Source organism: Streptomyces sp. NPDC001914 (genome assembly GCF_042891215.1).
Taxonomy (GTDB): domain Bacteria; phylum Actinomycetota; class Actinomycetes; order Streptomycetales; family Streptomycetaceae; genus Streptomyces.
In genome coordinates this window covers 190,488-211,464 of sequence record NZ_JBIASW010000005.1, presented here as the reverse complement: position 1 = coordinate 211,464, position 20,977 = coordinate 190,488, and the positions used below count along the sequence as shown (strand labels likewise).

The 20,977-nt window shown below is 69.5% G+C and carries 18 protein-coding genes and 2 tRNA genes; 6 read left to right on the top strand and 14 right to left on the bottom strand.

Annotation, left to right across the window (positions count from 1 at the left end):
- Positions 1-162 precede the first annotated feature (162 nt).
- Entirely contained in the window at positions 163-2,151 is a 1,989-nt protein-coding gene (pknB, locus tag ACFYYF_RS16540) for a Stk1 family PASTA domain-containing Ser/Thr kinase (protein ID WP_388776136.1), read from the top strand.
- Between the two features lie 195 nt (positions 2,152-2,346).
- Here pknB and ACFYYF_RS16535 read toward each other — a convergent pair whose 3' ends face one another.
- The 5 genes from ACFYYF_RS16535 to ACFYYF_RS16515 all read right to left on the bottom strand — a co-directional run bounded on the left by ACFYYF_RS16535 (position 2,347) and on the right by ACFYYF_RS16515 (position 7,118).
- Entirely contained in the window at positions 2,347-3,108 is a 762-nt protein-coding gene (locus tag ACFYYF_RS16535; RefSeq protein ID WP_388776134.1) for a class E sortase, read from the bottom strand.
- Positions 3,109-3,207: 99 nt separating this feature from the next.
- Positions 3,208-4,293, bottom strand: a complete 1,086-nt coding sequence (locus tag ACFYYF_RS16530) for a class E sortase (protein ID WP_388776757.1) — start codon at positions 4,291-4,293, stop codon at positions 3,208-3,210.
- 404 nt (positions 4,294-4,697) lie between these two features.
- Positions 4,698-5,336, bottom strand: coding sequence for an aminodeoxychorismate/anthranilate synthase component II (locus ACFYYF_RS16525; RefSeq protein WP_361688385.1), 639 nt, complete (start codon positions 5,334-5,336; stop codon positions 4,698-4,700).
- Between the two features lie 189 nt (positions 5,337-5,525).
- A complete protein-coding gene (locus ACFYYF_RS16520) occupies positions 5,526-6,269 on the bottom strand; it encodes a class E sortase (RefSeq protein WP_388776754.1) in 744 nt (247 codons plus the stop codon).
- A 66-nt stretch (positions 6,270-6,335) separates the two neighbouring features.
- A complete protein-coding gene (locus ACFYYF_RS16515) occupies positions 6,336-7,118 on the bottom strand; it encodes a DUF881 domain-containing protein (protein WP_361688382.1) in 783 nt (260 codons plus the stop codon).
- Between the two features lie 142 nt (positions 7,119-7,260).
- Between ACFYYF_RS16515 and crgA the strand changes: the two genes are divergently transcribed.
- On the top strand, positions 7,261-7,515 hold the full coding sequence (crgA, locus tag ACFYYF_RS16510) for a cell division protein CrgA (RefSeq protein WP_361688379.1): 255 nt from the start codon (positions 7,261-7,263) through the stop codon (positions 7,513-7,515).
- 290 nt (positions 7,516-7,805) lie between these two features.
- Here the strand turns inward: crgA and ACFYYF_RS16505 are convergent, their stop codons facing one another.
- The gene (locus ACFYYF_RS16505) at positions 7,806-8,717 is read right to left on the bottom strand and encodes a rhomboid family intramembrane serine protease (protein WP_388776129.1); all 912 of its coding nucleotides are present in this window, start codon (positions 8,715-8,717) and stop codon (positions 7,806-7,808) included.
- A gap of 151 nt (positions 8,718-8,868) precedes the next feature.
- Entirely contained in the window at positions 8,869-9,396 is a 528-nt protein-coding gene (locus ACFYYF_RS16500; protein WP_361688373.1) for a peptidylprolyl isomerase, read from the bottom strand.
- A gap of 442 nt (positions 9,397-9,838) precedes the next feature.
- Here ACFYYF_RS16500 and ACFYYF_RS16495 point away from each other — a divergent pair, with 442 nt between their 5' ends.
- Positions 9,839-10,540, top strand: a complete 702-nt coding sequence (locus ACFYYF_RS16495) for a DUF5324 family protein (RefSeq protein WP_365478978.1) — start codon at positions 9,839-9,841, stop codon at positions 10,538-10,540.
- Between the two features lie 493 nt (positions 10,541-11,033).
- On the opposite strand, the gene ACFYYF_RS16490 is transcribed toward ACFYYF_RS16495, so the two are convergent.
- A tRNA-Ala gene (locus ACFYYF_RS16490) sits at positions 11,034-11,106 on the bottom strand.
- Positions 11,107-11,287: 181 nt separating this feature from the next.
- On the opposite strand from ACFYYF_RS16490, the gene ACFYYF_RS16485 reads away from it, so the two are divergent.
- Complete coding sequence (locus ACFYYF_RS16485; RefSeq protein ID WP_037614940.1) at positions 11,288-11,836, top strand: transcriptional regulator; 549 nt, start codon at positions 11,288-11,290, stop codon at positions 11,834-11,836.
- A gap of 126 nt (positions 11,837-11,962) precedes the next feature.
- Positions 11,963-14,062 (top strand): protein kinase, encoded by a 2,100-nt coding sequence (locus ACFYYF_RS16480; protein ID WP_388776124.1) that lies wholly within the window; start codon positions 11,963-11,965, stop codon positions 14,060-14,062.
- A 41-nt stretch (positions 14,063-14,103) separates the two neighbouring features.
- Here the strand turns inward: ACFYYF_RS16480 and ACFYYF_RS16475 are convergent, their stop codons facing one another.
- Entirely contained in the window at positions 14,104-15,693 is a 1,590-nt protein-coding gene (locus ACFYYF_RS16475; protein WP_388776122.1) for a hypothetical protein, read from the bottom strand.
- 262 nt (positions 15,694-15,955) lie between these two features.
- Entirely contained in the window at positions 15,956-16,084 is a 129-nt protein-coding gene (locus ACFYYF_RS16470; protein WP_003999697.1) for a DLW-39 family protein, read from the bottom strand.
- Between the two features lie 327 nt (positions 16,085-16,411).
- Between ACFYYF_RS16470 and ACFYYF_RS16465 the strand changes: the two genes are divergently transcribed.
- A complete protein-coding gene (locus tag ACFYYF_RS16465) occupies positions 16,412-16,834 on the top strand; it encodes a DUF6344 domain-containing protein (protein WP_388776119.1) in 423 nt (140 codons plus the stop codon).
- 375 nt (positions 16,835-17,209) lie between these two features.
- On the opposite strand, the gene ACFYYF_RS16460 is transcribed toward ACFYYF_RS16465, so the two are convergent.
- The 4 genes from ACFYYF_RS16460 to gyrA all read right to left on the bottom strand — a co-directional run bounded on the left by ACFYYF_RS16460 (position 17,210) and on the right by gyrA (position 20,968).
- Positions 17,210-17,428, bottom strand: a complete 219-nt coding sequence (locus tag ACFYYF_RS16460) for a hypothetical protein (RefSeq protein ID WP_388776116.1) — start codon at positions 17,426-17,428, stop codon at positions 17,210-17,212.
- Between the two features lie 47 nt (positions 17,429-17,475).
- Positions 17,476-17,549 (bottom strand) — tRNA-Ile (locus tag ACFYYF_RS16455).
- Between the two features lie 101 nt (positions 17,550-17,650).
- Complete coding sequence (locus tag ACFYYF_RS16450) at positions 17,651-18,358, bottom strand: DUF3566 domain-containing protein (protein WP_361693345.1); 708 nt, start codon at positions 18,356-18,358, stop codon at positions 17,651-17,653.
- Positions 18,359-18,376: 18 nt separating this feature from the next.
- Positions 18,377-20,968, bottom strand: coding sequence for a DNA gyrase subunit A (gene gyrA / locus ACFYYF_RS16445; protein WP_361693347.1), 2,592 nt, complete (start codon positions 20,966-20,968; stop codon positions 18,377-18,379).
- Positions 20,969-20,977 lie beyond the last annotated feature (9 nt).

Sequence of the window (20,977 nt, the reverse complement as noted above, 5' to 3'; positions counted from 1 at the left end):
ACGTCCCCATCACATCGGTGCACGTTGCGATACCGGTCCTGTCACGGGTGACGGTCTAGGCCAGGTCACACAAGCCGATCCGGGTACGGTATGCCCGGACAGCACACCGCCGGACCACACAAAGGTGCGGTCGGGACCGACGGAGAGGGCTGGTAGGTAGCTATGGAAGAGCCGCGTCGCCTCGGCGGCCGGTACGAGCTGGGCCACGTGCTCGGCCGTGGTGGCATGGCCGAGGTCTACCTCGCGCATGACACCCGGCTCGGCCGTACGGTGGCGGTGAAGACGCTGCGGGCCGACCTCGCACGCGACCCGTCGTTCCAGGCCCGGTTCCGCCGGGAGGCCCAGTCGGCCGCCTCGCTCAACCATCCCGCGATCGTCGCCGTCTACGACACGGGTGAGGACTACATCGACAACACCTCCATCCCGTACATCGTGATGGAGTACGTCGACGGATCCACGCTGCGCGAGCTGCTGCACTCGGGACGCAGACTGCTGCCCGAGCGGTCCATGGAGATGACGATCGGCATCCTCCAGGCCCTGGAGTACTCGCACCGCGCCGGCATCGTCCACCGCGACATCAAGCCCGCCAACGTCATGCTCACGCGCAACGGCCAGGTCAAGGTCATGGACTTCGGCATCGCCCGCGCCATGGGCGACGCCGGCATGACGATGACGCAGACCGCCGCGGTCATCGGCACCGCCCAGTACCTCTCTCCCGAGCAGGCCAAGGGCGAACAGGTCGACGCCCGCTCGGACCTCTACTCCACCGGCTGCCTGCTCTACGAGCTGCTGACCGTGCGTCCGCCCTTCGTGGGCGACTCCCCGGTCGCCGTCGCGTACCAGCACGTCCGCGAGGAGCCCCAGCCCCCGTCGGTCTTCGACCCCGAGATCACGCCCGAGATGGACGCGATCGTGCTGCGGGCCCTCGTGAAGGACCCGGACTACCGCTACCAGTCCGCCGACGAGATGCGCGCCGACATCGAGGCCTGCCTCGACGGCCAGCCCGTCGCGGCCAGCGCCGCCATGGGCTCGGTCGGTTACGGCGGCTACGGCGACGACCAGCCGACCACGGCCCTGCGCTCCGCGGACTCCCAGGCCACGTCGATGCTGCCGCCCATGAACCCGGACGACGGCGGTTACGGCTACGACGACCGCCCCGACCGGCGCCGCCAGAAGAAGAACAACACCTCGACGATCCTTCTGGTCGTCGCGGGTGTCCTGGTGCTCATCGGCGCGATCCTGATCGGGAAGTACGCCTTCTCGGGCAAGGGAACGAACAGCGATTCGTTCAAGGTGCCCAATTTCGTCAGCCAGACGTACAAAGACGCCCAGAACATGGCGGACAACCGTGAGCTGAAGCTCTCGCCCACGCGCAAGCCGTGCGAGAACGAGCCCAAGGGCAACGTCTGCTCGCAGGACCCGACCTTCGGCTCGACGGTGAAGAAGGGCGACACGATCAACGTGGTCGTGTCCACCGGTGCCCCGAAGGTGGCGGTGCCGAGCGTCACGGGCAAGACCCTGGACGAGGCCAAGCAGATCCTCGAGGACGAGAAGTACGGGTTCACGGTCAAGACGAAGTACGAGGAGTCCGAGGAGACCCCGAACAAGGTCCTGGAGCAGAACCCGAGCCTCGGTGAAGAGGTGCAGAAGGGTTCGACCATCACCCTGACCGTCTCCAAGGAGAAGAAGCAGTCCGTCGTCCCGGACGTCTCCGGCAAGGACTGCGACCAGGCCAAGGCGCAGATGACGGCCAACAACCTCGTCGGCGAATGCGTCGAGGTGGACACCGCGGACCAGAACCTGGTCGGCAAGGTCGTCCAGACGACCCCGACGGCCGGCACGCAGGCCGACCCGGGCTCCAAGGTGCAGATCCAGATCGGCAAGGCCAAGCAGTCGACGGTGCCGAGCGTCTTCGGCAAGACCGTGGCCGAGGCCCGGCAGATCCTGCAGCAGGCGGGCTTCAACAACATCCAGTTCGCCCCGGGCAGTGACGGAAGCGACGACGCCAAGGTGATCAACCAGGACCCGGGTGCCAACCAGCCGGTCGACAGCCCGGACAACACGACGGTCACGCTGACGACGATCAAGGTCGGCGGCAACAACGGAGGCAACAACGGAGGCGGCGGCCTCTTCGGCGGCAACAACGGCTAGGCCGCACCAAGGTCCGCCCTCGGGCGACCGAACGGAAAGGGCCCCCGCACCGAAGAGTGCGGGGGCCCTTTCCGTCGTTGCTGCCGGAGTTCTTCCGTCGTTGGTGACGGGGTGCTTCCGTCCTTCCGCCGTCACTCCGTCAATCCGGCGCTGCGGGGCGGCGGGGCGGCGGGGCGGCGGGGCGGCGCCTGCGGGCTAGCGCAGTTCCTTCGGAGGGGTGCGGGCGTTGTCGACCTTCTCCACGCGCTCCAGTTCGCCCCACACCACGTAGCGGTAGCGCGAGGTGTACACGGGGGTGCAGGTCGTCAGGGTGATGTAGTGGCCGGGCTTCGTCTTGCCGGACTGCTTCGGGACCGTCTGGAGCACCTGGACGTTGTACTTCGAGGTCTCCGGAAGGATGTCGAAGACCTTGTAGACGTACCACTTGTCCCGGGTCTCGAAGACGATCGCGTCGCCCTTGCCGATCTTGTCGATGTTGTGGAACTTGGCCCCGTGGCCGTCCCGGTGGGCGGCGAGGGTGAAGTTGCCGTTCTTGCCGGTCATCGGCAGGGACGACTTGACGGGTTCCGTGTAGTAGCCGGCGACACCGTCGTTGAGGATCTTCGTCGCCGTGCCCTTCTCGACCAGGACCTCGCCGTTCTTCATCGCAGGGACGTGCAGGAAGCCGATGCCGTCCTTGGTGTCCAGGGCACCCGGACCGTTCGGCGACTGCGCCCAGTGGTCACGCACCTTGTCGCCCTGCTTGTGCGCCTCGCGGTCGGCCATGACGTTCGTCCACCACAGCGAGTAGACGACGAACAGGCCGAGCACCAGCCCCACCGTGATGAGCAGTTCTCCGAAGACGCTGACCGTCGTCGCGAACCACCCCATGGGCCGGCGCCCGCCGCGCACGTCACCGGAGACCGCGTATCCGGCGTCCGATCCGGCGCGTTCGTCGTGGTCGGTCCTCGCTGCCACTGTTCATCTGCCCCGTCTGGTCTGTCTCAAGGTTGTCTCTCGTGCACGTCCCGCCGCGCGCGTCCGTCACTACGTACGTACGGGCGCCGGAGTCCGTCCTCAGCCCATCAGCGCGTCGGGTTTGCCCTTGCTGCGCGGCCGGTCCTCGACCATCTTGCCCCAGACGATCATCCGGTACTTACTGGTGAACTCCGGTGTGCAGGTGGTCAGCGTGATGTAGCGACCCGGCCCGGTGAATCCCGACCCCTTGGGGATCGGATCCAGCACGCTCGTGTTGCCCGGACTCGTCACCGGCAGGATCGACGCCATCTTGTAGACGTAGTAGTCGTCCTGGGTCTCGACCACGATCTCGTCGCCCGGCTTGAGGCGGTTGATGTAGCGGAACGGTTCGCCGTGGGTGTTGCGGTGCCCGGCGAGCGCGAAGTTCCCGGTCTTGGCGTCGGGCATCGCCGTCTTGAGGGGCGCCTCGCCGTAGTGGCCGACCATGCCGCGGTCCAGGACCTTCGTCTTGTCGATGCCCTCCGCGATCGGCGCGACCACGTCCAGCTTCGGGATGTGCAGGATGGCGAAGCCCTGCCCCGGGGAGAACGTGCCCGGATTGCGCTTGCCGTTCGCCCAGTCCTGCTGAAGGCTGCTCGCCTCGCTGCCGGCCTGCTGGTGCGCCCGCACGTTCGACCACCAGAGCTGGTAGGTCACGAACAGCAGCATGAGCACACCGGTGGTGATGAACACCTCGCCGACCATCCGGCTCACCAGGACCGCCGCGCCCGGTTTCGACGCCCGTGCGGCACGCCGGGCGTCCATCCGGCTCCGCGGGGCTCCAGCGGCCCCCTGAGCCGCTTCCTGGGGCTCCAGGGGGTCCTGTGGCTCTCCGGGCCGTCCGTGGCGTCTGGCGGCCTTACGGCGGGCCGCACGCCCTCCGACGGCGGGACCGGTGCCGGCGTCGGCCGTACGTGCGCGGCGCTCCGTCCTCGCGGGCGAGCCGGGGAGACGCAGCGCGACCGTCTCGTCGTCGAACGGCAGACCCGGCGCGACCGGTTCCGTGACCGCGGCCCCGACCGGTTCGGCGGCGGGAGCGGCCGCCGGTCCGCGGTAGTGGGGAACCCCGGGCTCCTGGTACGGCGGGGCGTACGCCCGCTCGTACTCGTCCGCGTACGACGGCGCCGCCGCCGGGGTGACGGGCATCGCCTGCGTCGGGGCCTGCGCCCGGACCGCCTGGGCCTGCGCCTGCGCCTGCGCCTGCGCGCGAGCCTGAGCCTGCGCTTGGGCCTGTGCGTGAGCCTGCGCTTGGGCCTGCGCTTGGGCCTGCGCTTGGGCTTGGGCTTGGGCTTGGGCTTGGGCGTGAGCCTGCGCGGCATACGTCTGCGCCGCCTGCATCCGTGCGGCCTGTTCCTGCTGCTGGGCGGCATACCAGTCGGGTCCGTACCCGGCCTGGCCGTAGTCCTGCTGCGGCACGCCCTGTCCCTGGCCGGGCAACGGATCCGTCAGCGGGTCCGCGAGCCCTCCGACCGCCGCCTCGAACGCGCCGGCGCCCCCGTACGCGGCCTCGCCGCCGTAGGGGGAGCTCTCGCGCTCGGGGCGCAGCGCGGTCACGCCGTGGCCCTGCCCACCACCGGGGCGAGCCCCGCCGACCTCGCCACGGCCACCTTGTCACCGCACTCGAGCAGCCAGTTGGCGAGCATCCGGTGGCCGTGCTCGGTCAGCACCGACTCCGGGTGGAACTGCACACCCTCCACCGGCAGTTCACGGTGCCGGAGCCCCATGACGATCCCGTCGTGGGTACGGGCCGTGACCTCCAGCTCGTCCGGAACCGTCTCCGGCTCGGCCGCCAGCGAGTGGTAGCGGGTCGCCGTGAAGGGCGACGGCAGTCCGGCGAAGACGCCCTTGCCCTGGTGCTCCACGAGCGAGGTCTTGCCGTGCAGCAGCTCGGGCGCCCGATCGACCACGCCCCCGTACGCCACCTGCATCGACTGCATCCCCAGGCAGACGCCGAAAACGGGGACCCCGGTCGCGGCGCAGTGCCGGACCATGTCGATGCAGACACCGGCCTGTTCGGGAGCGCCGGGCCCCGGGGACAGGAGCACCCCGTCGAAGCCGTCCTGGGCGTGCGCCGTCGACACCTCGTCGTTGCGCAGCACCTCGCACTCCGCGCCCAACTGGTACAGGTACTGGACCAGGTTGAAGACGAAGCTGTCGTAGTTGTCCACGACGAGGATGCGCGTGCTCACTGGTTGTCCACCGTCACATCGTTGAAGGGCAGCAGTGGTTCGGCCCAGGGGAAGATGTACTGGAAGAGCACGTAGACCACCGCCAGGACGAGGACGAGCGAGATCAGCGCCCTCACCCATACGCTCCCCGGCAGATGCCGCCAGATCCAGCCGTACATGCCGTCCCTTCCGTCGCCGTACGCCAACAGACTAACGGCGCAGAGCCGCCGGTCTCCCTGCCTCCACAGGCTGTGTGGAGTCAAGATGTGCCCAGACGATCAACCGATGGCTGTGCCCCCACTCCGGATCGCACGTGGTCAGCGTGAGATAGCGTCCCGGACGCGTATACCCGGACTTACGTGGCACAGGGTCGATCACCTCAACGTCGGAGGGCACTGTTTTGTAAGGGCCTTTGTCGATCCGATACGTGAACCAGGTCGTCCCGTCCGTCAGCACCACGGCGTCACCCCGCCGGAGCTCGGGAAAGTCCTTGAACGGATCACCGTACGTACGCCGGTGGCCCGCGACCGAGAAGTTGCCCTCCTGGCCGAGCTGAGCGGTCCCCCGGTAGTGGCCGAGCCCCTTCTTCAGCACCTGCGTGGCCGTGCCTTCGAGCACGGGCTTGTTCCACGTGAAACCAAGACGCGGGATGTACATGACCGCGAACGGGCCGCCGTACTTGTAGGGTCCCGGCGCCTTCGGGCTCCCGGTGGCCGTCCCGCCGCTCCCGGTGGCCGTCCCGCCGCCGCCCGTGCCTCCCGATGAGTCCGGACGGGTCTCCGGCGGCTCGGTCACCGCACCCTTCGACCACTGCTTCTGGAGCACTTCGATCTGGTGGTCCATCGCGCTGTCGGCCTTGACCCCCGTCCAGAACAGCACGTAGACCACGAAGAGCACGACCAGGGTGCCGAGGGTCAGGCACAGCTCACTGATCGTCCTGACGACCACTCGCACCGACACAAGGCCCCCCGGCGGCAGTTCGCTCCACAGGCTTCGCCCACTGCTCCGCGAGGTCCGGGCTCACTGCTCCACGGGCTTCGCGTAGTGGAGATCCACTGTGCCCGAGTAGCCGGGAAGAGTCACCGGGCCGTCCTCCTCGACTTTCCAGCCGAGCCCGTAGACGTTGACGTACACCATGTAGTTCTGGATCGCCGGGGAGGCGGCGAGCGACTTCTGGAGCTTCGCCGGGTCCCCGACGGCGGTGATCTTGTAGGGGGGCGAGTAGACGCGGCCCTGGAGGATCAGGGTGTTGCCGACGCAGCGCACGGCGCTGGTGGAGATCAACCGCTGGTCCATCACCTTGATGCCCTTGGCGCCGCCCTGCCACAGGGCGTTCACCACCGCCTGAAGGTCCTGCTGGTGGATGACGAGGTAGTCGGGCTGCGGCTCGGGGTAGCCGGGCAGCTTCGCCGTCGCGTTCGGCGGGGCGTCGTTGAGCGTGACCGTGACGGCCTCGCCCTTGAGCTTCTGGGTGCCCGCGCTCTTCTCCAGTGCGGCGAGCTCGGCGTCGCTGTCCGCGCTGCTGCCGTCCTCGCTGCCGGCGAGGGCGTCCACGTCCCGGCGCAGGGTGCCGTTGGACTCGTCGAGCGTCGCGTTCTTGTGGCTGCGTTCCTGGATCAGGTCGGAGAGCTTCAGCAGCGACGAGTCCGTACGGATGTTCGTGCCCTTGGCCGTGTCGAAGCTCGTGAAGAAGATGAGACCCGCGAGGGCGAAGACGCCCACCGTGAGCACACGGACGGGACGGAAACGGTGAGTACCGCCAGGACTGGAATTTGTCCCGGGGGAGTCGGCAGAATTACTCAACGTACCCTTATCTCCTTCGGCGCCGCGGAAGCACTACGCTAACGGACGCCCGGGGGAGCGCTCAGTGTCCCCTTGTACGCTGCCCCGGAGCCCGCCCCAGTTCCCTGCGCGGCCACGCAGCGCATCGACAGGAGAGACCCTCGTGCCGAAGTCACGTATCCGCAAGAAGGCCGACTACACGCCGCCCCCGGCGAAGCAGGCGACCAACATCAAGATGACCAGCAACGCCTGGGTCGCACCGGCCATGCTGGCCATGTTCCTCATCGGCCTCGCCTGGATCGTCGTCTTCTACGTGACGGACGGCACCCTGCCGATCGACGCGCTGGACAACTGGAACATCGTGGTCGGCTTCGGCTTCATCGCGGCAGGGTTCGGCGTCTCCACCCAGTGGAAGTGACCGTCCTCGCTCACCTGGAAGCGCCGCGGGCACGAGCTCTGCCCACAGCTCTCCACTGAGTTATCCACAAGAGTTGTCCACAGGTGGAAAAGAAAGACGATCTGTGGATAACTAATGGGCGGTTGACGCCGGTGTGACTGGTCCACCGCCCCCCGCAAACCTGTTCGCCCCCTGTCCGACCTGGGAAAACTCGGGTCAGCGACAGGGGGCACAGCTGTTCCCGCAGCACGTGCACAAGATCGGCCACGATCTGTGGACAACATCACGTCTCAGGTGAGCCGGACGTTCTCTCAGGTGAGCTGCGTCGTCCTGAGCAGCGTCGTGACGACCACCGCGGCCAGCATCAGCCCGGCCACCCCGTACTGGACGAGGTTCCTCCGCTCGCGCGGGGCGTGGACCATGGCGTAGCCGACCACCACACCGCCGATCAGACCGCCGACGTGCGCCTGCCAGGCGATGTTGAAGCCGGGCGAGAAGCTGATGATCAGGTTGACCACCAGCAGGCCGATGACCGGGCGCATGTCGTAGTTGAGCCGGCGCATCAGCACCGCCGTGGCGCCGAACAGCCCGAAGATCGCGCCGGATGCGCCGAGCGACGGCTGGCCCGGGTCGGCGAGCAGGTAGCTGAGCGCGCTGCCCGCGAGGCCGGAGACGAAGTAGAGGGTGATGTACCGGGCGCGGCCGAGCGCCGCTTCCAGGGGACCGCCGATCCACCACAGGCTGACCATGTTGAACAGGATGTGCATGACGCCGCCGTGCAGGAACATCGACGTCACCATGCGGTACCACTGGCCCTCGGCAACGCCCTGCACCTCGCCGGAGAGCCAGGCACGGCCGAAGAGGTCGAAGCTGTTGGTGAAGGCGGAGCCCACCGCGACCTGGACGAGGTAGAGGGCCAGGTTGAGGCCGATCAGCACCTTGGTGACGAGCCGGGGATCGGACGCGACGGCACCGCCCGCGAGGGTACGGGGCTGGTTGGCCGCCGGGGCGTGGCCGGTGCCGGAGCCGCCGCGGACGCAGTCGGGGCACTGGAAGCCGACGGAGGCGCTGACCATGCACTCGGGACAGATCGGGCGCTCGCAGCGCGTACAGCGCACCCCGGCCTCGCGGTCCGGGTGCCGGTAGCAGCCGGGGAGGCTCTGGGCGTCCTGCGGTCCCTGGTCCGGCGGGCCCTGCGGGCTGCCGGGCGGCTGCTGGTCCATGGGGTCCCCTCAATCTCCGTACGGCTCGCACGCGGTCTCGGCGGGTCCGGGTGCAACGCACCGCCCCGTCCATCCTTACGGATGAACGGGGCGTTTGGTTCCCTGCGGGACGCTTCGGGCTCACGTGCGAGAACCCGGCGCGGGCTCGGCGCTAGCGGGTCTCGACGACGACCGATTCGATCACGACGTCCTCGACCGGGCGCTCCGTGCGCGGGTTGGTCGGTGCGCCGGCGATGGTGTCCACGACCTTCTGGCTGGCCGCGTCCGTGATCTCGCCGAAGATGGTGTGCTTGCGGGTCAGCCAGGCCGTCGGGGCGACGGTGATGAAGAACTGCGAGCCGTTGGTGGCGGGGCCGGCGTTGGCCATGGCCAGCAGGTAGGGCCGGTCGAAGCGGAGGTCCGGGTGGAACTCGTCCTCGAACTGGTAGCCGGGACCGCCGGTGCCGTTGCCCAGCGGATCGCCGCCCTGGATCATGAAGCCGCTGATCACCCGGTGGAAGACCGTGCCGTCGTACAGCTTGTCCATGGATGTCACACCCGTCTCCGGGTTGACCCACTCGCGCTCACCCGTGGCGAGTTCGACGAAGTTCCGGACCGTCTTCGGCGCGTGGTTCGGCAGGAGCCGGATGTCGATGTCGCCCTGGCTGGTCTTCAGGGTGGCGTAAAGCTGCTCGGCCACGATCTGCCTTCCGTTGCCTTCTCTTGACGGCCCGATCCTCGCACGGACCGGGCCGCTCGGCCCCCGACCGCCACCCCCGGACGCACGTGCGGATACCGGCTCCCGGAAGAACGTCGTACCGACGGAACTCCGTGCGCACGGAAAGTCGTACGTACGGAAATCCCGTCGAGTCGCGCCGGACGGGAGCGGGCCGGGGCGATCCGTGGCATTGTCGACGACAAGCTCCCGTTGCCCGTATTGATCCGCTATCTCACTTGATCGACACCTGACCGGCTCCGTCCCCGGGAGTCTCCGGGAGTCGGCACCCGTGACACGGATGCCCGCCCTCACATGCCCCGGACCTCTTGGGCGGGCATGATCCCCCCAGGGGTGGAAAGGTGAACTGTGTGTCTTTGGGGGTACCTGATACCCCCGACGTACGCCACCGAGGAGGAGGAAACCCGTGACCCGCATCGACAGCGTGCGCGCCGCGACCGGCTCGGCGAAGGACAGCGTGCTGCACGCCGCGGAAGTGGTGGCGCCTTACGCCGACACGGCCAAGGACAGGGCCTCGTACTACGCGACCGAAGCACGTGTACGGCTGGCGCCGAAGGTGTCGCAGGCCGCCGAACAGGCCCGCGTGCAGTACGACGCCCACCTCGCGCCGCGCCTTGAGCAGGCCCGTACCCATGTGCCGCCGAAGGTCGAAGAGGTCGCCCAGGAGGCGGCCATCCGCACCCGCAAGGCGGCTCGCCAGGCCGCCGAGTACTCCAAGCCGAAGATCGAGCAGGCGGTGGCCGCGACACAGCCCGTTCGGGACGAGGCCGCGGCACGCGGTGTGGCGGCCATCGCCGCTCTGCGCGGCCAGGTCACACCGCAGGAGATCCAGAAGCTCGTCCGCAAGCACGACCGCCGGGCGAGGGCCGGTCGTCTCGTGAAGGGGCTGGTCGTGCTGGGTCTTCTGGCGGGCGGCGCTTTCGCCGCCTGGAAGTGGTGGGACAAGCAGGCCAACCCGGACTGGCTCGTCGAACCTCCGGCCGCGACCGAGGTGCCCGAGGGAGGACACCTGTCGGCGGTCGACGGCACCGGCCAGTCCGACCTGGACCCCGAGGTCCAGGCCAAGGAGGCCGAGGAGAAGGCGGCGGAGCGCGACGAGCGCCGCTGACCGGTTCAACATCGAGGCGGGGCAGGAGACTTGAGGGTCTCCTGCCCCGCCTCGATGTTTCACGTGGAACATCGGTACGGGCGGACGTGAACGCCCGGTGCGGGATTTACCCGTACCGCCCGCGATGACGTTTGCAACGGTCATCGTGTGCAGCATCCATGGAGATGTTGTTGACGGAATGCGTCGAACCGATCACTCGGCAGCCCGCGTGGCAGCTCACACAAGGGTCCCGCCGGCCCCAACACCTCCACCGCACCCCGCCGGCCGTACGCACAGCGAGCCCACAGGACGCGCGCCACGTGCGCTCTTTGCGCAAAGAACTGCAACGCCTGCAAAGTCACTCCTGTGACTCACGTCACCGGGGTCACGTCACGGGTCACTCACGGCGGCCCGTCCGGCCCAGGAGCCGCCCCACCAGCGGAGCGCAACGGCTCCAGGGGGGCATACGAAAACCGGCCAGCCGCCGCTGTGGGCGTCTGACCGGTCCGGTGTGTGGAGCCTAGGGGAGTCGAACCCCTGACATCTGCCATGCAAAGACAGCGCTCTACCAACTGAGCTAAGGCCCCGTAAGAGGAGCGTCCGACCACAGGAACCATCCGTCGACGGGCGCCGCAGACCAGAGTACCGGGTCCCCCAGGGGATCTCGCAAAATATTGGGGGTCCCCGTGGACGACCACTCTCCGTAAGATGCTCGACGTGGTTCGCTGTCGCGAACCGCGGTACTTGGGGAAGCGATGGGGAGACGCAATGGACGCCGCACAGCAGGAAGCAACCGCGAGAGCCCGGGAGCTGCAGCGGAACTGGTACGGGGAGCCGCTGGGGGCGCTCTTCCGTAGGCTCATAGAGGACCTGGGCCTGAACCAGGCCCGTCTCGCCGGAGTGCTGGGGCTGTCCGCACCCATGTTGTCGCAGCTGATGAGCGGTCAGCGGGCCAAGATCGGCAACCCGGCGGTGGTCCAGCGCGTCCAACTCCTCCAGGACCTGGCGGGGCAGGTCGCCGACGGGAGCGTCAGCGCCGCCGAGGCGACCGAGCGGATGGACGAGATCAAGAAGTCCCAGGGGGGATCGGTGCTCAGCAACACCACGCAGTCCACGACCAGTTCGGGAGCCCCGACGGTCAAGCGGGTGGTCCGCGAGATCCAGTCGCTGCTGCGGTCGGTGGCCGCCGCCGGAGACATCATCGACGCGGCGGACACCCTCGCCCCGACCCACCCGGAACTGGCAGAGTTCCTCCGGGTCTACGGTGCCGGCCGTACGTCCGACGCGGTCGCGCACTACCAGTCCCACCAGAGCTGAGCCGAGCCCGGCCGCCGACCGCCCGGGGCTGGAGGCAGTGACACCTTCCAGCCGCCGCACGTCATGCAGCCGGGCACCTCGGAAGAGGTCTCCGGACCGACCGCCGAAGGGGAGCGACGTACGACCATGGGTGAGGTCTTCGCAGGCCGGTACGAACTGGTCGACCCGATCGGGCGCGGGGGAGTCGGTGCGGTGTGGCGCGCCTGGGACCACCGGCGCCGCCGCTACGTGGCCGCCAAGGTGCTCCAGCAGAGCGACGCCCACGCCCTGCTGCGGTTCGTGCGGGAACAGGCACTGCGGATCGACCATCCTCATGTGCTGGCTCCCGCGAGCTGGGCCGCCGACGACGACAAGGTCCTGTTCACGATGGATCTGGTCGCCGGTGGCTCGCTGGTCCATCTGGTCAACGACTACGGCCCCTTGCCTCCCGCCTTCGTCTGCACCCTGACCGACCAGCTCCTCGCGGGTCTCGCCGCCGTGCACGCGGAGGGGGTGGTGCACCGGGACATCAAGCCCGCCAACGTGCTCCTCGAAGCAACCGGGACGGGCCGGCCGCGGCTGCGTCTGTCCGACTTCGGCATCGCCATGCGGCTGGGTGAACCCCGGCTCACCGAGACCAACTACGTGGTGGGGACGCCGGGTTACTTCGCGCCCGAGCAGATGCTGGGCTCCGAGCCCGATTTCCCCGCCGATCTGTTCGCCGTCGGCCTGGTCGCCCTGTACCTCCTGGAGGGCAGCAAGCCCGACGCCAAGGCGCTGATCGAGTACTTCGCCGAGCACGGCACGCCCTCCGCTCCGCGGGGCATACCCGAGCCCCTGTGGCAGGTTCTGGCGATGCTCCTCCAGCCCGATCCGCACGCCCGGTTCCGGACCGCCACAGGGGCCCGTAAAGCCCTCGCGGCCGCTGTCGAGCTGCTGCCCGAGCCCGGACCCGACGACGAGCTGATCGAGGTCTTCGACCAACTCGGGCCGCTGCCCGAGGGGTTCGGTCCCCGAGGTCCCCTGGGACGGGGGGCCGCCTCACCTGGAGGTCCCCGGACGCCGGCCTCCCGCGGCCTTGCGGACACCACCGAGGCCGCCGGCTGGAGACAGGACCTGGACGACACCGACGACTCCGGCCACTCCGGCGTTCCTCCGGCCCCGCCGTCCGCGTCCGGCCCGGAACAGGTGTACGGCACCGGGCACGGCCCGCGCCCCAACGACCCTGAGGGGCCAGGAGAGTTGCCCGCGCCGGGGCCCGACGTTCCCGCGAGTGCCCTGTCCGGGCCCGGTGCCGAGGACGGCCCATCCGCTCCGGCGGGCCCCGCGGAGGCGGGAGTCGGGCCCGACGAAGAGCACGTACGACGTCCTGCCGCCCTCGATGGCGTGGGGGCTCGGCCCACATCCGGTGCTGTCGGGGCTGAGCCCAGGTCCAGCGGTGCACAGCCTCGGTGGGCGTCCGGCGGCGCAGAGACCCACCCCGTCGGCGACGGCGTACAGCCTCGGTCCGCGCCCGACGGCACACAGGCTCGACCCGCCCCCACCGGCGCACACGAACAGCCCGCGTCCACCGGCGCACAGGCCCGCCCCGCCGCCAACGGCGTACAGCCTCGGTCCGCGCCCGGCGGCGCAGGTACTCGGCCGGCGTCCGACGGCGCACGGCCGCGGCCCGGGGCCCGGGACGGCCTGTCCCCTGCCGCGCCGGACGGCACGCCCCTGGACCCCGCCCCCGGGATCTCCTCCCGGCCGCCGTCGATGTCGGACACCGGAAGTTTTCACCTGCCCCCGCCGCGGCCCGCGACCACCGCCACCGACCCCCGGCGGCAACCGCACACCGAGTCCTCGGCGATCCGGTCACCGCTCGCCCAGGAGTCCCGGCCGGACCGTCAGGCGCCCACTCCCCCCGCCCCGGTCCCGCTCCCCCCGCCGACGTCCGCGCCGTTCACCCCGCCGCCCTTCGACCCGACCCCGACGCCGACTCCCCCGACCTCGCCACTCCCCGTGTACGCGTCCGCCCCGCACCGGTCCCCGGTTCCGCCCGCCGCGATGCCGCAGCACACGTACGCCCCCACGGCTTCGTACACCGCTCGGTCCGTCCAGGTCCCGCCAGGGACCGCGGCGCGTCCGGACCACCGCAGGAGGCACACACGGCCGCGCCCGGGGCCACCCGCCAAGGTCGCCGTGCCGATGCTGCTGCTCGCCCTGGCCTGCTTCGCGGTCGGGTTCTGGGCACTGACCCAGGTCTGAGTCCGGGAGGGCTCCGGTGGGCGAGGAAGCGGCGCCGGGCGCTACCTGCCCCGTGTCGCCCCGTGCTCCCAAGGGGCCGGTGCCCGCGTCGGGAGCGAGGCGGAGGCCGTGTCCGCGTCCTCGGGTACGGGACGGACGGTCCGCGCCGCCCGGCGGCGCGCGATCACGGTCCACAGTCCGAGCGTGAGCGTCAGCAGGGTTCCGGCGCCGATACCCCCCGCGGCGATCAATTTCATGATCCCGCCGCGTCCGGCGTCGCCCCCGCCGTTCCCGGTGCCCACCGCGCCGTCCGCGGCCGTTTCGCCGCCGGTCCCGTCGGAGCCGCCTTCCGGGGCGGTGAACGCGTCCCGGGGTGTCGGGCTCCCGTCGTAGGCCGGCCCCTTCCGCGCCTTCCCGTCCACGCGCACCCGCAGCGTCAGCCCGAACGGCCCCTCGCCGAAACGGTCGGCGACCTGGGCGGCGAGATGGACCACGAGGTAGTAGGAGCCGGCGAACCGCATGCCGCTCACGCGGTCGGCGAGGGCGTACCGGTTCTCGTAGGCGACGGGCGGCAGGGGGTCGAGCGCGGCGGACCGCTGACCGCCGTCGTACCCCGAGCCCACGTCGTCGACGAGGCCGCGGACCGGGTTGTAGAGGGACATGACCAGGGCCGTGCCGACGGAGCCCTGCCCGCCGCTCGCGCTGCCCAGGTCGACGGTCGCGTGGACCTGCTGTCCCCAGTCGACGGGCACCTTGTAGAACAGCGTCTGTCCCGGGCTGATGCCGTCCTTCCAGACACCCTGCCCGAGCGGGGCGGCCCCGCTGAATCCCGCGCCGCCGCGGCGGCTCTTCGCCGCCCCGACGAGTGGTGCGGGTGAAGCGGAGTCCCAGACCTCCGGAGCGCTCGTGGAGCCGGACGACTTCAGACCGGGCTCCGACACATAGCCGAGTTCCAGGTCCCAGGGCAGAGCCGCGGCCGAACCCGTACCGGAGGGGACCGTCGTACGGCTCCTCGATCCGCCCGCTCCGGTGCGTTCGACGACCACGTAGTACGTTCCCGCCGCCTGGCACGCGTACTGCTCACCGCTCGTCTCGCGGGACGCCCAGGCGGCGACGGGGTGCGGGCTCTGCGTGGCGCCGAAGTGGACCGTGCCGCTGAAGGAGCAGTTGCGGCCGTTGGCGTCCTGCAGGGAGACCTTGAGGCCGTCCGAGTAGGAGACGGTCGCACCGGGGCGGGGGACGGCCGTGACGGACACGTACGCGTCGGAGACGGCGTCGAGTTCGAGGCGGTAGTACAGCCGGCCGTCCCGTCCCGCAACTCCGACGGAACTCCTGTACGTCCGGCCGGGCCGCAGGAGTTCGGAGTCGGTGGTACCGGACGCGCCCTCGACGGGGGAGGCATCCTCGGCGAAGGCGTACGGCCCGGACGGATCGTCGGCGGCCGTGCTCGCGCCCTCCGCGCCGGTCCTCACATCGGCGGTCCTGACATCGGCGGTCCGGGCTTCGGCGGTACCGGGGGCGGCGACCGCCCGGCCCGCGGGTGCGAGGGGCACGCACAGCGCGGCCGCCGCTGCCGCGGCCGCGAGGGTCCGGCCGTGCCACGACCTCGCGCACCCGTCTCCGGCCCGCCGGCCCTTCGTGCGCCGCCCCATCACGCGCCACCCCTCGTCGCAGCCCCTTGGCGCGCACCATCCTGCCCCGTCGGCCACCGCCGCACCGGGCTATCGGCGGGAGCGGCCGAAAGGAGGCGGCCGAACCGCCACCCGTCTCATCCCCGCAGCCGATTCACTCCGGTCGGCTTGCTTTCGTGAACCGGACCGGGTCCGGGGGAGCACAAGACCGGTCCGGGCTCCGGGAAACACAAAACCCCGACCGCGAGGCGGCCGGGGTCTGCTCCGAGACTGTTGTCGATCCTCACGAACCCGTGGGCACGGAGTCGGTCGCCTCCGTCCACAGATCCTGCTCGGCGCGATCCGCCTGGATCTGGCGGTACACGAGGAGCCCGCCGATGGCGGCCAGTGCGACCAGGAGAAGCTTCTTCACCGCGCGACCTCGTCTTTCGTTGACGTAGGGGACTTCTGGCGCCCGACTATACACACCGACCGATACCGATCGGTGACCTGGATCCGCCCTCAACTGGGGCCCCGCGCCCAGCGGTAGACCGGGAGTCGACCGATCCGATCTCACGGTGATCACACGTCACAGATTGCGACTTTCACGGTCATTCGCGGACTTTACCGATCACTTGCGGCCATCCGGGTGGTGTTCATCTGAACATCAACGCGCCACGGACTCAGGTCCACCACTTCGCGGCCCGCATACACATCATGAGGAAAGTACGCAAATCGCCCGACCCGAAAGTGAGGGGCCGTGACCCAGAACAAGGTCATGAAGCTGTGGAGCGCGATCGTCACCGCCTTCCTGGCGCTGTGCACGACGCTCGGACTCGTCACCACCACCGCGGCCGCCGCGGTACCGCAGGCCGGCCCGGCCCGCAACGCCGAGACCTCGGTGGCGACTCCGGCGATCGCCCCGGCCCTCGCCTCCTGGGCCTGGTCCTACAGCCGGGCCCTGCCCCCCACGATGAAGCAACGCATCCGCGCCGAGGCGCACGGCTCCTCGCCGAACTGCCGCCACCGCGCACCCGCCGACGAGGGCACGGCGGACTCCGCCGCTCCCGGCGGCCTGGAAGGGCTCGCGGAACCCGGCACCTGTTCCGGGCCGGAAGCCGTCGCAGCGACCGACACGGAGCCCCTGGGGGCTCTCACGCCGGTGACACAGCTCCAGCGCTGACCCGGCGCCGATCCGGGCGCAGCACCTGACGTAAACGCAGCACAGGCACAGACGCAGGACAGGCACAGAGGCAGGACAGGCACAGAGGCAGGCACAGGCAGACACCGGAACCGGCACAGGCACCAGCGCCGATCCGCGGACCAACGATGCTCGGCCCCTCCCTCTGTTCCACGGACCCTCCACGCGGCCCCTCGCACACTCCGTGGCGTGCGGCCCGTACCCCCTCACCGAACCCTGAAGTAGCGGCGAACTTGCGTACAAAGCACCCAGGGCAAAGGCCCGGCGACTCGGACGAGTCGCCGGGCCTTCGGCATTGCGACACCCTCGCGCCGCTGGAAGATCCACTGAATCGGTCAGCGCGACCCCAGGAAGCCGTCAGCGGTGCTCGGGCGGGTACGGCGTCGACGGCTCCAGCAGGAGCAAGACGTACAGAAGGAGCACGACGAGCGCCACGAGGATGAATGCAGCCAGGAGGATCCAGCCGCAGGACGCCTGATCCAGCTTTCCTCGTTCATACGGATCGTCGTAGAGGGGGTCGCGACCACCAGCTCTGTCAGGATCGGTCATCGCGCCTCTCGGGTCGATGTCAGCCATGGACGCAGAAGACCCCCGGCCCAAGTGGACCGGGGGTCTTCGTGCTGTGGGGCTAACAGGATTTGAACCTGTGGCCTCATCCTTATCAGGGATGCGCTCTAACCAACTGAGCTATAGCCCCGCCGCGCTTTGCGGTGTGTGTCCCGCGCGCTGACCTCTGAAGATTAGCGCACGACGCGGCCAGTCCCAAAATCGATAGTCGGAGGGCGTTTGAACGCGCCCTCACTCGTCCTCTGCGAGGGTCAGCTCCACACCGCCGACGAAGCCGGCGGAGAGGTTGTAGATGAACGCTCCGAGGGTCGCCAGAGCGGTCGCGAGGACCACGTCGATGACCGCGATGATCGACGTGAACAGCAGGACGTGCGGGAGCGAGAGGAACGACTGGAGGTCGAAGCCGTTGGACTCGTTCGACCCGGTCGCCTCGGAGATCGTGCCGCCGACGGTCGAGAAGACGCCCATCGCGTCCATGACCATCCACAGCACCGCCGCCGCCACGATCGTGCAGATGCCGAGCGCGATGGAGAGCAGGAAGCTGACCTTCATCACCGACCACGGGTCGGCCTTGGCCACCCGCAGCCGGGCCTTGCGCACGCGCGGCGTCGTGCGCGCGCCGGTGCGCGGCCGGCGGACCGCGCCGGACGGCGCCTGCGCCGGGTACGCCTGCGGCGGGTGATACGGCTGGGCGGCCTGCTGCCCGTGCCGCTCGCCGGGCAGCGGTGATGCCGCCGCGGCCGGCGCCACCGGCGGCACGCCCGGAGCGACCGGGGCCGCCTGCCCGCCCGCGTGCTGCTGGGCCTGCTGGCCCCGGGTGTCCGTCACAGTTCCCCCCTGGGATCCATGAGAGTCATGGGAGTCGGTCCCGTCCATGGCGGTGCCACGGCCGCCGTCCGTATCCGTACCGGTCGATCCGGCGCCCGTGGCTCCACTCACGACGACTCACTCCTCGCGCTACTCGGCCGAGGACGGCTCGCCCTCTTCCGTACCGACGGCCTCGACGCCTTCGGCGGTCTCGTCCACGGCTTCGTCGCCGTCGACCTCCTCCGCCTCCCGGCCGGCCTCGGCGTTACGAGCGATGCCGACCACGGCATCGCGCTTGCCCAGGTTGATCAGTTGGACGCCCATGGTGTCACGGCCCGTCTCCCTGACCTCGTTGACTCGCGTACGAATCACACCACCGGACAGTGTGATGGCGAGGATCTCGTCGGTCTCCTCGACCACCAGCGCGCCGACGAGCGAACCACGGTCCTCGACGATCTTGGCGGCCTTGATTCCGAGGCCGCCGCGACCCTGGACGCGGTACTCGTCGACGGCGGTCCGCTTCGCGTACCCACCGTCTGTGGCAGTGAACACGAACGTACCGGGTCGAACAACATTCATCGAGAGGAGTTCGTCGCTCTCGCGGAAGCTCATACCCTTGACGCCCGAGGTCGCACGGCCCATCGGTCGCAAGGCGTCATCCGTCGCCGTGAACCTGATCGACTGGGCCTTCTTGCTGATCAGAAGCAGATCGTCCTCTGCGGAGACGAGTTCGGCTCCGATCAGTTCGTCGTCGGATCCGTCCTCGGTCTCACGCAGGTTGATCGCGATGACACCCCCGGAACGGGGCGAATCGTAATCCTTGAGCGGCGTCTTCTTGACCAGTCCGCCCTTGGTGGCGAGCACCAGGTAGGGCGCGGCCTCGTAGTCGCGGATCGCGAGGATCTCGGCGATCGCCTCGTCCGGCTGGAAGGCCAGCAGGTTGGCGACGTGCTGTCCACGCGCGTCACGGCCGGCGTCCGGGAGCTCGTAGGCCTTGGCGCGGTAGACCCGGCCCTTGTTCGTGAAGAACAGCAGCCAGTGGTGCGTCGTCGACACGAAGAAGTGGTCGACGATGTCGTCCTGCTTCAGCTTCGTGCCGCGGACACCCTTGCCGCCCCGCTTCTGCGAGCGGTAGTCCTCCGTCTTGGTGCGCTTGATGTAGCCGCCGCGCGTGATGGTGACGACGATGTCCTCTTCGGCGATCAGGTCCTCGATGGACATGTCACCGTCGAAGGGCACCAGCTTGGAGCGGCGGTCGTCGCCGAACTTCTCGACGATCGCGGCGAGCTCCTCGCTGATGATGCCGCGCTGGCGCACCGGCGAGGCGAGGATCTCGTTGTACTCGCGGATCCTGGCCTGGAGCTCGTCGTGCTCCTGGATGATCTTCTGACGCTCCAGGGCGGCCAGCCGGCGGAGCTGCATCTCGAGGATCGCGTTGGCCTGGATCTCGTCGATCTCCAGGAGGCCCATCAGGCCCTCGCGCGCGATCTCCACGGTGTCGCTGCGCCGGATGAGCGCGATGACCTCGTCGATGGCGTCCAGGGCCTTCAGCAGGCCGCGCAGGATGTGCGCGCGCTCCTCGGCCTTGCGCAGCCGGAACTTCGTCCGGCGGACGATGACCTCGATCTGGTGCGCCACCCAGTGGCGGATGAACGCGTCCAGGGAGAGGGTGCGCGGCACGCCGTCGACGAGCGCCAGCATGTTCGCGCCGAAGTTCGTCTGCAGGTCGGTGTGCTTGTACAGGTTGTTCAGGACGACCTTGGCGACGGCGTCCCGCTTGAGGACGATCACGAGCCGCTGGCCGGTACGGGAGCTGGTCTCGTCCCGGACGTCCGCGATGCCGCCGACCTTGCCGTCCTTGACCAGGTCGGCGATCTTCTGGGCGAGGTTGTCGGGGTTGACCTGGTACGGGAGTTCGGTGACCACCAGGCACTGGCGGTTCTGGATCTCCTCGACCTCGACGACCGCGCGCATCGTGATGGAGCCGCGGCCCGTGCGGTACGCCTCCTCGATGCCCTTGCGGCCGACCACCAGGGCGCCGCTCGGGAAGTCGGGGCCCTTGATGCGCTCGATCAGCGCGTCCAGGAGCTCCTCGTGCGAGGCCTCGGGGTTCTCCAGGTACCACTGGGCACCGGCCGCGACCTCGCGCAGGTTGTGCGGCGGGATGTTGGTCGCCATGCCGACCGCGATACCGGCGGAGCCGTTGATCAGCAGGTTCGGGAACCGGGCCGGCAGGACGGTCGGCTCCTGGGAGCGGCCGTCGTAGTTGTCCGTGAAGTCGACGGTCTCCTCGTCGATGTCGCGGACCATCTCCATGGACAGCGGCATCATCTTGCACTCGGTGTACCGCATCGCGGCCGCCGGGTCGTTGCCGGGAGATCCGAAGTTGCCGTTGGAGTCCACCAGCGGCATGCGCATCGACCACGGCTGCGCGAGGCGGACCAGCGCGTCGTAGATCGAGGAGTCGCCGTGCGGGTGGTAGTTGCCCATGACGTCGCCGACGACGCGGGCGCACTTGTAGAAGCCCTTCTCGGGCCGGTAGCCGCCGTCGTACATCGCGTACAGGACGCGGCGGTGGACGGGCTTGAGGCCGTCCCGTACGTCGGGCAGGGCACGCGACACGATGACGGACATCGCGTAGTCGAGGTACGAGCGCTGCATCTCGGTCTCGAGCCCGACGGGCTCGATGCGCAGGGTCGACTCGTCCTCTTCAGGAGTGATCGGAGCGTTCTCGTCGGTCATTGCTGGTGA

What these genes read in the sequence shown, in the direction of transcription:
- ACFYYF_RS16485 (WP_037614940.1), top strand. Translation starts at nt 11,288, where the DNA reads ATGGACGCCGCACAGCAGGAAGCAACCGCGAGAGCCCGGGAGCTGCAG.
- pknB (WP_388776136.1), top strand. Translation starts at nt 163, where the DNA reads ATGGAAGAGCCGCGTCGCCTCGGCGGCCGGTACGAGCTGGGCCACGTG.
- ACFYYF_RS16460 (WP_388776116.1), bottom strand. Translation starts at nt 17,428, where the DNA reads ATGGCTGACATCGACCCGAGAGGCGCGATGACCGATCCTGACAGAGCT.
- ACFYYF_RS16480 (WP_388776124.1), top strand. Translation starts at nt 11,963, where the DNA reads ATGGGTGAGGTCTTCGCAGGCCGGTACGAACTGGTCGACCCGATCGGG.
- ACFYYF_RS16505 (WP_388776129.1), bottom strand. Translation starts at nt 8,717, where the DNA reads ATGGACCAGCAGCCGCCCGGCAGCCCGCAGGGCCCGCCGGACCAGGGA.
- gyrA (WP_361693347.1), bottom strand. Translation starts at nt 20,968, where the DNA reads ATGACCGACGAGAACGCTCCGATCACTCCTGAAGAGGACGAGTCGACC.
- ACFYYF_RS16530 (WP_388776757.1), bottom strand. Translation starts at nt 4,293, where the DNA reads ATGCCCGTCACCCCGGCGGCGGCGCCGTCGTACGCGGACGAGTACGAG.
- ACFYYF_RS16475 (WP_388776122.1), bottom strand. Translation starts at nt 15,693, where the DNA reads ATGGGGCGGCGCACGAAGGGCCGGCGGGCCGGAGACGGGTGCGCGAGG.